Origin of the sequence: Kitasatospora acidiphila, assembly GCF_006636205.1 — a bacterium.
GTDB lineage: Bacteria > Actinomycetota > Actinomycetes > Streptomycetales > Streptomycetaceae > Kitasatospora > Kitasatospora acidiphila.
Map to the genome: position 1 here is coordinate 581,792 of NZ_VIGB01000003.1, position 10,138 is coordinate 591,929.

Here is a 10,138-nt window from a genome sequence, read left to right on the forward strand (position 1 = left end):
GGTGATGCCCCATAGGCGGCCCGACCCGCTCTCCCCGCTACGCCAGTGAAGCCTCCTTGACATCAGCAAAGGATTGGCGAAGCACGCGCAACGACGCAGCTCGCAAAGGGTTCTCCCCACGCGGGTGGGGTTGCTCCGACGGCGCGGGAGCGGGTCAGCGAGGACAGGGCGTCCTCCCCGCGCGCTCGGGGCTGCTCCGCAGGCGGCTAGGGCGTGTAACGACCCTCAGACGATGTCGAATTCGTTGCCCTCGGGGTCCTGCATGGCGGCGGCGTAGAGCCCCATGTCCGGCTCGTCCTTGATCCGCAGCACGGTGGCACCAGCTTTGACCAGCCGTTCCACCGTAGCCATGACCCGCTGCATGCGGACGTCCACTGGAACGTCACGGCCCCCACCGACCTTCAAGTCGAAGTGCCACCGGTTCTTGGCGACCTTCGGCTCCGGAACCTGCTGGAACCACACCCTCGGTCCACGTCCCGCGGGATCGATGATCGACTCCGGAATGTCCCCGGCTCCGGCCGGCAACTCTGCCTCGGGCACCCCCATCGCCGCCCAGTAAGCACGCCATGTGGCGTGCCCGCCCGGCGGAGGCTCAGGCACGTAGCCCAGGGCCTCGGCCCAGAAAGCCACCATTCTCTGCGGATCGGAGCAGTCGATCGTCAGCTGCAGCGTCATCTCCATGCTCGGAGAATCCCAGACGGGTCTGACAGACGATCCGATTTCGCAACAGGCTCTAGTAGGGCTTGGTCAGGTCGGCTCGGTGGTGGCGTGTCCTTTGTGCCGGGTGGCGCGTTGTTGAGGTGTGACACCTGGGGAGATGGCCGAGGTCCGGGAGGACCTGGAGGCGTTCGCGGCGGAGATGTTCGGTGCGTTCACCCGTGCCGATCAGCGCCGTTGGGGGCAGGCGTATGTGCGGGGTCTGCTGTTGGACGGCCGGAGGAAGTCGGTGGAGCCGATGGCCGCGCGGCTCGGTGAGGACGGCAACCGGCAGGCCCTGGCGCACTTCGTCACGACGAGCCCGTGGGACCCCGCGCATGTCCGTGCGCGGCTGCCGTGGAGGATGCAGGATGCCATCGCACCGACCGCGCTGATCATCGACGACACCGGGTTCCTCAAGGACGGGGACGCCTCGGCCTGCGTGTCGCGCCAGTACACCGGGACAGCGGGCAAGGTCACCAACTGCCAAGTGGGCGTGTCGCTCCACCTGGCCCGCGACCACGCCTCCGCGCCGGTCGACTGGCGGCTGTTCCTCCCGGCGAGCTGGGATGCGGCCTCGGCGAAAGCGGATCCGGACAAGGTCGCCCGCCGCACCCGGTGCGGCATCCCCGCCGACCTGGGCCACGTGGAGAAGTGGCAGCTGGCGCTGGACATGATCGACGAGACCCGGTCCTGGGGCGTCCACGTCCCGCTCGCCGTCGCCGATGCCGGGTACGGCGACGCCGCCGCCTTCCGCCTGGGCCTGCAACAGCGAGGCCTGCACTACGTGGTGGGGATCTCCACCACCCTGTCCGCGCACCCCGGCGAAGCCCGTCCGTTCACACCCGCCTACAACGGCACCGGCCGGCCGCCGGTGGCGAAGTACCCGGACAAGCCCCGCAGCGTGAAGGAGCTGGCCATCGCCGCCGGACCGAAGGCGGCCAAGCCGGTGTCGTGGCGAGAGGGATCCCGCCCCGGCCGCGCAAGGAGCGGCTTCAAGCGGATGTACTCGCGGTTCGTGGCCCTGCGGATCCGCCCCGCCGGGCGCGAGGTCCGCGACGCCACCGAAGGCGCGGAGCTGGCCGAGTGCTGGCTGCTGGCCGAATGGCCCGCCAAGGAAGCCGAACCGGTCCAGTTCTGGCTCTCCGACCTGCCCGCCGACACCCCGCTGACCACGCTGGTCCGAACAGCCAAGCTCCGCTGGCGGATTGAGCACGACTACCGGGAGATGAAGCAGGCCCTGGGCCTGGCCCACTTCGAGGGCCGCACCTTCGGCGGCTGGCACCACCACGTCACCCTCGTCTCCCTTGCCCACGCGTTCTGCACCCTGCGCAGGCTGAACACCGCCCCAAAAGACACGGCGCCGGCCTGAGCCTCTACCAGGTCGTCCGCCAGCTGCAGACACTCCTGGCGACCTGGGCCGGCGCCTGCCCCACCTGCCACCGCGACATACCCACACGACAACAGACCTGACCAAGCCCTACTAGTTCGGCCCAAGGTCAGTGCGTGGTGACACGCTGACGGAGCAGCGGTGGCGATGGCCTTGAGCGGACCGCCGCTTAGTCCACGAGATATGCCTTCTCCGTGATGCGCAGTGGTGCCCCGGCAGGGCCCTTGATGAAGGGGCCTCTCCAAACCGCTCGGCTTGCGTCGGGTGAATGGCGGTTGGCAGTGAACTGGTTGCGAGCGGGTCAGTCGTGGCTCTGGGCTCGCCCTCGGATGGGTGACGATCAGTAGTCCGTGGGCGGGCCGGCGCTATCTCTTGACGCATGATCGCTTCTCGTGGGTGGCTCCCCGCTGCCACCGCTCTCGTTGGCTTCTCCATTGTTCTTGTCCCCGCCGCGGCGCCGGCCTCTGCCTCACCGGTCCGGGCGGTCCGGGTTCCGCTGGCGCAGTACCGGGTGTTGCCCGAGCCGTCGCCCGCCGATGTCGCCCGCAAGGAGCTTGGCGACCTGAACGTCTCACGTTGGGCGAGATGCTCGACACCTGCGAGAGTTGATGGCCGCCCGCGGAGCCCGCCGTGTGCGAGGACGAGGTCACCGCGGGCCCCGGCGGTGCGATGACCGTCGAGGTCGGCGTCATCACCGGTGAGCTGACCGTCCGCAGCACCCGCCGCCCTGAGCAGCTCGTCGACGTCGCCATCCGGTACACCGGCGCCGACGAGTGGTACGCCCTCACCGGCAGCCCGGCCCCGGTCCCCGACGGCGACCTTGAAGACTTCCACGCCGCCGTACTGGTTGCCGTCGAACTCGGCGGCGAAGCCGAGGTCCCCCGCTGAATCCCGCAACACCACCACAGGGCGAAAGCGCCCCGCCATCGAGGAGAACACAGTGAACGTGCGCAGGAAGATCACCGTCCTGGTCATGACCACCGCCCTGACGGCCGGCCTGGCCGCGATCGGCTTCCCGGCATCCGCCGCCGAATGCGGCGTCCGCTCCGACGGCAGGCTGTACTGCGGCAACAAGGCCGGGGCCAAGGGCTACGCGGACCGCTCCTACCGTTCAGCCACCCGCGGCCAGCTCAACGGCACCTTCAGCTGGTTCCAGTGCTGGGGCCACGGCGACCCCCACCCGGGCGGCAACGACATCTGGTACTGGACCCAGCTCGACAACGGCGCCTGGGGCAACGTGCCCGCCGTCGACGTCAGCACGGGCCAGGACCCGGCTCCCGGGCTACGCGAGTGCTGACCGGCAACGCCGAGATGCCGTCCGTTCGCCCCGGCTGACCGAACGCCAGGATCGGCGCTCCTCAGACAGATCGACTGCCGGCTCCGGCTACACCCGGGACCATCAGCGCGCAGAACACGACGATGGTCCCGGGGTAAGCAATCGAGTGTCCCCTGAGGTTCGCCCGAGGCAGGCAGAATGACCGCCATGACGATGTGAAGAGCACCTGCCGACCGAAAGTCCCGACGTAAGAGCTTGTAACACGAGTGTGTCGCGTCCACGCGATGGCACTCATGGATTACCTGTAGTCATCCGCGGGTGTACTCAGCCCACAGCGGGCCGCCGACCCGGTCCAAGACCTCTTCGACTGTGGCGGCAAAGCGCGCCGGCCCATCCGCATCGCTCGAGACCGCCTCGACCGCACCGGCGGTCAAGGTCCCCGCACCCGGGTCGGACGCACGCATCTGATCCAGGATCATGAGCGCTCTAAATCCTCCGAAATGATCTTTTTGTCATCAAGAAGGTAGATCTGTGCACTGACGAACCGTCGGCCAGGCGAGTGAATGCGGCGGCGCCGACCGCCGATGATCACACCATCGGCCTATCCGGACGTGCACAGGAGCACGAGCAGCTGTAACAACGCCACCGCCCGGGACCACAACACCGGCACCACCCACTTCTCCGCGCTCTCCACGCCACCCGTGCGGCGGCTGGCCGGCTTCAACGAGCGGATCCTGTCGCTGTATGCACGCGACATGAGCGTGCGCGAGGGCTTGCTGACGGTCCGTTCGATGGCAGCGGCGATAGCGAAGGAGGCGTGCGCGAGCATGGCCAGGGTGACTCAGCGGTGCCAGGTCAGCGGCAGCGCCGCGCCCAGTAGGCGTAGGTGACGGCCAGCAGCAGCCGGCCCCACTGGACCAGCAGGCTCCGGCAGCACACTGCCAGCACCCGCCACCAGCCGTCGGTGTAGTGCAGGCCGGGGATGACGCCGAGGATCCCGAGCGACCACTCGACCAGTACGCCGGTCAGCACCAGCCCGCCGAGGGTCGCCGGCACGATCGCCGCGGCCAGCGGTACCCGCCGGCCGCCGATCACCGGGACCCAGCCGGGCACGACCTCGCCCCACCCGCGCACCAGGCCGATGGAGAGCAGGGCGAGGCACTCCGAGACCGTGCTCAGGGTGAAGGCGTACGGCGCGATCTCCCACCAGTTGTACGTCTTGTCCTGCATCTCTTGCGACGGAGGCGGGCCGGCACACCCGCCGATTCAGCCCGCGAGGGAGGCGAGCCAGGCGGTCAGCAGGCGGTTGACCTCCTCGGGACGCTCCTGCTGGATCCAGTGCCCGCAGCCGTCCAGGATGTGGGTGGAGGCCAGGGCGGGGAGGGTGGCCGGGTAGGCGTCGATCGCGTCGGCCATCCAGGTCGTGGAAGCGTCCAGGGCGCCGCCGATGAACAGGGACGGCTGCTTGATCGGGGCTCCGCCGTACTGGGCGAGGTCCTCCCAGTCGCGGTCCATGTTGCGGTAGCGGTTGAGGGCCCCGGTCATGCCGGTGCGCTCGAACTCCCCGGCGTACACGTCGAGGTCGTCCTCGGTCAGCCAGGCGGGCAGCTTGCCGCCGGGGAAGCGGTCGCGCATCCGGCCGCCGGTGCGGGCCACGAAGTGCGGGTCGGGCTCGCCCTGGGCGGGCATGGTGTCGGCGGACATGGCCGCGTAGAAGCCCGCGAGCCAGCCCCGGAGGTCGGGCTCCATCTCTGCTTCGGCCCGGCCGGGCTCCTGGAAGTACGAGACGTAGAACTCCTGGTCGCCGCCCATCTGCGCGAAGACGTCGGTGGGGCGGGGGCCGCCGGGCGGCGCGTAGGGGACGCTCAGCAGTCCGACGGCGCGGAAGACCTCGGGGTGGAGCAGGGCGGAGGCAGCCGCGATGTTGGAGCCCCAGTCGTGCCCGACGACCACCGCCTTCTCCTCGCCCAGGGCGCGCACCAGGGCGACGTTGTCCTCCACTAGGTCGAGCATCCGGTAGGCGTCCGTCGCGGCCGGCTTGGAGGAGCGGCCGTAGCCGCGCACGTCGAGCGCCACGGCCCGGTACCCCGCCGCCGCGAGGGCCGGGAGTTGGCGGCGCCAGGAGTACCAGGACTCGGGGAAGCCGTGGACGAGCAGGACCAGCGGTCCGGTGCCCTGCTCGACCAGGTGCAGGCGCCCGGCGGGTGCCTCGATGGTGCGGTGGCGCAGGTCGGCGGACGGCGCGGGCTGGTGCATTGCCTCTCCTCGGTTCACGGGCGGCCGTGGTTACGCATCGATCATGCGGCCCGGCGGCCGCGCGACGCGAACGCCCTTGCCATCGTGGCAAACTGGCAGGACAGGGCGGTGGAGACGGCACGGCCGGAGGGAACGGGGCGACTGTGACGGACGACGGCATAGCCGACACGCTGGCGGCCATGGGCCCCCGGCTGCGGACCGCGCGCGAGCAGCACGGCGCCACACTCACCGGCGTCAGCCGCGCGACCGGCATCTCGCTGAGCACGCTGTCGCGGATCGAGACCGGCCGGCGCAAGCCGACCCTGGAGGTGCTGCTGCAGCTCGCGGAGGCGTACGACGTCTCCCTGGACGAGCTGGCCGGCACCGCACCCGCCGCGGCGGCCGGACCGCGCACCCCGGTGCCGCAGCGATCCGGCAACGACAAGGCGGTGCTACCGCTGACCCGGTACGTCGGGGGCCTGCACGCCCACAAGCACGTCCTACCTGCCATCGACGCGCCGCCGGCGCGGCCGCGGCAGGTCTCCCACGACGGGTACGAATGGCTGTGCGTCCTGTACGGGCGGCTGTGGCTGGCGCTCGGCGAGCAGGACCTCGTCCTGAGTGCCGGGGACGTGGCCGAGTTCGACACCCGCACCGCCCACGGAGTCGCGAACGCCGGGCCCGGCGGACCGGTCGAATACCTGATCATGTTCGGGCCGCAGGGAGAGCGCCTACGACCGCGCACCCCAGCCCCCGACCGCTGGGCCCGGTAGTGCGGAGCACAGCGTCCGGCCCCGCGACGGTGCCTGCGGCTTCACGCCTCGGCGGCGTCCGGATCACGCAGTGGTCGCAGGCCGCCGGGCAGGTCAAGGAGCTGGAAGGAGTACCGGCCGAGCATGTTGACGTGGTGCCGCACGAACGGTGAGAGGCGAGCCACGTCCTCGTCACGGACGTCGAAACCGTCCATCCGCAGCCGCTTCACCGCAGCCTCCATGGACCGCGTGTTGCACAGCACGAGGGCGTCGAGGACCAGCCCCGGCGCCCCGATCTGGTCCTCCATGCCGTCCCACTCGCCCTGGCGATCGGTGAGCCACGGCCCAAGACCTGGACGCTTCCACGGAGTGATCACCGCCGAGACGTCCAAGTCCTCGACGGATCCGACGGCCTCCCAGTCCTGCGTCAATGCATGACGGGTAGCCGACTCTGCCTGGACCAGGTGCGACACCTTGCCCTCGTCCCCATGGGTGTCCGACACCCGGGAACCCACCACCGCCCGAACCGGCACCGACGTCTTCACACTGGACATGAGCAGCCCCAGATCACGCCAGCTGCCGCCACCGCCCGCCCGCTGCACCTGAAGAGCGCACCCCGGGCTCCCCGGATGAACGCCCGCTGCGAGCGAGTGATCGGCAGCATCCGGTGTGAGGCCCTGGACCATGACCTCGTCATGAACGAGGCCCACGCCCGGTATGTCCCGGCCACCTACCAGCGGCACTGCAACGAGCACCGACAGGCTGCTCGACCAGCGACGATGACTTTGCGAGCCCCACAGGGTCGGGTCGGTCATTTCGGCTGGCGCCGAGGGGTGTTGATCGGCCGCCCGGCCGGGGTGCGGCTCAGGACGCCACATGCAGCCCCAGCGTGCCGCCCGGCATCCCGGCTCGGTGGGCCAGGGCTGCCGCCTCACCGCGCGAGGCGACGCCCAGCTTCGCCAGGATGTTGGCGACGTGGAACTTCACCGTCGACTCGCTGATGTGCAGCGCCGCGGCGATGTCGCGGTTGCGGCGGCCCTGGGCGAGCTGGTCGAGGACCTCCGACTCCCTCGGCTGGAGGCCGTCCAGCGGATCGGTGGCGTGGGTCGGCTCGGGGAGGGTGAGCGGCAGGTCGACCGCCACCGTGGTGCCCCAGCCGGGCACCGCCTCCACGGTGCAGCGACCGCCGAGCGCGGCGACGCGGTCGGCGGTGCGGTGGACCGTGAGGGCGTCGACGGCCAGCACGCCCAGGCCGTCACCGCGGACCACCGCCCGCAGGGCATCCTCCGGGGTGAACTGCCAACTCACGTGCAGGCGAGTCGGCTTCTCCTGGTCCAGCATCATCAGGACGGCAGCCCGGACCGCGTCCCGTGCGGTGTGCGCGGCGTCGGCCGGGACCGAACGGGCGGCCTCGACCGGGGGTGCCGCCTCCAGCCGGACCCGGGTGTGCCGCAGCAGCGGGCGCAGCTCCCGGGTGAGCCGGGCGAAGGCGGCGTCGGCGGGCTCCTCGCTGAGCGTACGGTCCAGGTCGGCGCCCCGGCGCAGGTCCAGCAGCGCGGTGACGGCCAGCTCGGTGGCGCTGCGGCGCGCCGCGGCGTCGTCCAGGTCGGCCGAGCGCAGCGGCGCCAGGATCGCGCTGAGCGCAGCGCTGTGCGTGCCGGTGAACTCGGCGATCGCGCGGGCGCGGGTGTTCGCCGAGGAGCGGGAGGCCGCCGCGTGCTTGGGCCCGGCGTCGGTGGCGCGGTGGTCGGAGTGGGCGATGACCAGGTCCCACAGCTGCTGCAGGACGGCGAGCGCCCCCGGCGCCACCGGGGTGGTGTCCGCCCGGACGAGCACCAGAACGGCGCCGCCGGTGGTGGCCGAAAGGGTGCCGGTGCCCGCTGTGGGGGTGTCGTCCGCCGAGGGGCCGCCGTTCGGTGCGGCGGCGACGGCCACCACCACCGGCCGGGTGCAGCCGGCGAGTTCGGCCTCACCCTGCCAGGGCCGGCCGGCCGAGGTGGTCGCAGTGGTGCGCTCGGCCAGCCGGGACAGCTCCAGGCTGCTCACTCCCCGGGTCAGCTCGGCCGGGCCGAAGGCGTGCGACGGGGAGAAGGTGCAGACGCCGCTGAGCTGGGCGACCGCCACGTGCGGGACGAGCGTGTCGAGCATCTGGGAGAGGCGGAGCAGCAGGTCCGGCCGCGGCGTGCGCAGCACTTCGACGGCCCGCGCCAGCGCGTCCTCGGGGCGGCCCCAGAACTCCCGCCACCGGTCGTCCGCAACGCCCGTGCCGCCCGTGCCGCCCGTGCCGCCCGTGCCGCCCGCAGCACCCGTACTGCCGCTGCCGCCCCTACCGCTCCCGCTGCCCGTACCGCCAGTGCTGTCGCCGCGCTTCATGCCGACGAGCCTAGCCCGGCCGGACCGCCCGGACCCGCCTGGTCTTTCGGACAGGTCGAACTGTCCGGAAGAGTGGGTCGCCGCCCGCCGCCCCGGCGCCAGGATGGGAGCTGTCGGAAGAACCAACTCCACGAAACCCCAAGGACCTTCCATGGCCAAGGCGATCGCCTTCCACGAGTACGGCGGCGCGGACGTGCTGCGCCCGATCGACATCGAGGTACCCGCCCCCGGGCCCGGCCAGGTGCGGGTCGCGGTCCGCACGATCGGCGTCAACCCGTTGGACCACAAGGTGCGCAGCGGCGTGATGACCGAGGTCTTCCCGGTCACGTTCCCGGCCGTGTCCGGCTACGAGCTGGCCGGCGTGGTCGAATCCCTCGGCGAGGGCGTGAGCGGCTTCGCGCCCGGCGACGCGGTGTTCGGCGCGGTGATGGGCGGCGGCTACGCCGAGCAGGTGCTGGTGCCCGCCGTGATGCTCTCCCACAAGCCGGACTCGCTCGGCTGGGAGGAGGCCGCGGCGATTCCGGTGGCGGCCGAGACCTCCGAGCGGGCGCTGAACGTCCTGGGCGTGCGGCCCGGAGAGACCCTGCTGGTGCACGGCGCGGCGGGCGGGGTCGGCACCGTGCTGCTGCAGTTCGCCCGGGCCCGCGGGATCACCGTGGTCGGCACCGCGAGCGAGGCCAACCACGACCACCTGCGCGAGCTCGGCGCGATTCCGGTGACCTACGGCGAGGGCCTGGCAGAGCGGGTCCGGGCGGCCGTACCGGGCGGCGTGGACAGGGTGCTGGACGTGGCCGGGCAGGGCGGGGTGCTGCCGCTGTCCATCGAGCTGACGGGCCGTGCGGACCGGGTCCTGACCATCGCCGACTTCGAGGGCGCGGAGAAGTACGGCATCCTCGCCACCGGCGGTTCCGACACCGAGTTCCACCACCAGCCCGCCTACACCGCCGCGCTCGCCCTGCACGAGGCCGGCACCCTGCGGCTGCCGCTGCACCGGGTGTTCCCGCTGGCGGAGGCCGCCCAGGCGCAGCGGGTCAGCGAGCACGGGCACCTGCGCGGCAAGATCGTCCTCACGGTCTGACGCCGGATCCGCTGCGGTCGTCGATGCCGCGGGCCTGGCTGTCGCGCTGGAGACGGCCACCCGCGCTCTCGACCGGCTCGGCGTCGCCAACGGCACGTCCCGGTTCATCAACGGCGCCTCCGGAGGGATCGGCGGCACGGCGGTCCGGCTGGCCGTCGCCCGCGGCGCCCACGGCATCGGCGCCGCGAGTGCCGCGAGTGCCGCCGACCAGAACTACCTGCGCCTGCTCGGCGCGGAGCGACTGCCGTTGTGGAGCACGCATCTGTTCAACCGCCGCTGGTGAACAGTTGTACGACATCCGGCAATTGCCGAGGATAGATCGCATCCGTCCGGGCCGC

At 71.6% G+C, this 10,138-nt stretch carries 11 protein-coding genes and 2 pseudogenes; 7 read left to right on the plus strand and 6 right to left on the minus strand.

The window, feature by feature from the left end; genetic code table 11:
• Positions 1-225: 225 nt before the first annotated feature.
• Complete coding sequence (locus E6W39_RS03670; protein ID WP_141632236.1) at positions 226-681, minus strand: VOC family protein; 456 nt, start codon at positions 679-681, stop codon at positions 226-228.
• A gap of 136 nt (positions 682-817) precedes the next feature.
• On the opposite strand from E6W39_RS03670, the gene E6W39_RS03675 reads away from it, so the two are divergent.
• The 3 genes from E6W39_RS03675 (at position 818) to E6W39_RS03690 (ending at position 3,383) form a co-directional block, all read left to right on the plus strand.
• Complete coding sequence (locus E6W39_RS03675) at positions 818-2,068, plus strand: IS701 family transposase (RefSeq protein ID WP_181799071.1); 1,251 nt, start codon at positions 818-820, stop codon at positions 2,066-2,068.
• 648 nt (positions 2,069-2,716) lie between these two features.
• On the plus strand, positions 2,717-2,974 hold the full coding sequence (locus tag E6W39_RS03685) for a hypothetical protein (protein ID WP_141632239.1): 258 nt from the start codon (positions 2,717-2,719) through the stop codon (positions 2,972-2,974).
• Positions 2,975-3,026: 52 nt separating this feature from the next.
• Entirely contained in the window at positions 3,027-3,383 is a 357-nt protein-coding gene (locus E6W39_RS03690) for a hypothetical protein (protein WP_141632240.1), read from the plus strand.
• A gap of 287 nt (positions 3,384-3,670) precedes the next feature.
• Here E6W39_RS03690 and E6W39_RS39050 read toward each other — a convergent pair whose 3' ends face one another.
• Entirely contained in the window at positions 3,671-3,841 is a 171-nt protein-coding gene (locus tag E6W39_RS39050; RefSeq protein WP_181799072.1) for a hypothetical protein, read from the minus strand.
• Between the two features lie 132 nt (positions 3,842-3,973).
• Here E6W39_RS39050 and E6W39_RS03695 point away from each other — a divergent pair, with 132 nt between their 5' ends.
• Positions 3,974-4,252, plus strand: coding sequence for a hypothetical protein (locus tag E6W39_RS03695; RefSeq protein WP_141632241.1), 279 nt, complete (start codon positions 3,974-3,976; stop codon positions 4,250-4,252).
• On the opposite strand, the gene E6W39_RS03700 is transcribed toward E6W39_RS03695, so the two are convergent.
• Positions 4,218-4,592, minus strand: a complete 375-nt coding sequence (locus tag E6W39_RS03700; protein WP_141632242.1) for a hypothetical protein — start codon at positions 4,590-4,592, stop codon at positions 4,218-4,220. The genes E6W39_RS03695 and E6W39_RS03700 overlap by 35 nt on opposite strands.
• A gap of 36 nt (positions 4,593-4,628) precedes the next feature.
• Positions 4,629-5,618, minus strand: coding sequence for an alpha/beta fold hydrolase (locus tag E6W39_RS03705; protein WP_141632243.1), 990 nt, complete (start codon positions 5,616-5,618; stop codon positions 4,629-4,631).
• Between the two features lie 143 nt (positions 5,619-5,761).
• Here E6W39_RS03705 and E6W39_RS03710 point away from each other — a divergent pair, with 143 nt between their 5' ends.
• Positions 5,762-6,370 (plus strand): helix-turn-helix domain-containing protein, encoded by a 609-nt coding sequence (locus E6W39_RS03710; RefSeq protein ID WP_181799074.1) that lies wholly within the window; start codon positions 5,762-5,764, stop codon positions 6,368-6,370.
• Between the two features lie 41 nt (positions 6,371-6,411).
• Here E6W39_RS03710 and E6W39_RS43955 read toward each other — a convergent pair.
• Together E6W39_RS43955 and E6W39_RS43410 are read right to left on the minus strand one after the other, a co-directional pair.
• Positions 6,412-6,663 (minus strand): annotated as a pseudogene (locus tag E6W39_RS43955) (Tn3 family transposase); the annotation flags it as partial.
• 550 nt (positions 6,664-7,213) lie between these two features.
• Positions 7,214-8,722 carry a helix-turn-helix transcriptional regulator gene (locus E6W39_RS43410; protein ID WP_323808982.1) on the minus strand — a complete coding sequence of 503 codons (1,509 nt, stop codon included), beginning with the start codon at positions 8,720-8,722 and terminating at the stop codon, positions 7,214-7,216.
• Positions 8,723-8,873: 151 nt separating this feature from the next.
• Between E6W39_RS43410 and E6W39_RS03730 the strand changes: the two genes are divergently transcribed.
• Both E6W39_RS03730 and E6W39_RS43960 read left to right on the plus strand, forming a co-directional pair.
• A complete protein-coding gene (locus tag E6W39_RS03730; protein WP_141632244.1) occupies positions 8,874-9,800 on the plus strand; it encodes an NADP-dependent oxidoreductase in 927 nt (308 codons plus the stop codon).
• A gap of 25 nt (positions 9,801-9,825) precedes the next feature.
• Positions 9,826-10,038 (plus strand): annotated as a pseudogene (locus tag E6W39_RS43960) (NADP-dependent oxidoreductase); the annotation flags it as partial.
• Between the last annotated feature and the right edge of the window lie 100 nt (positions 10,039-10,138).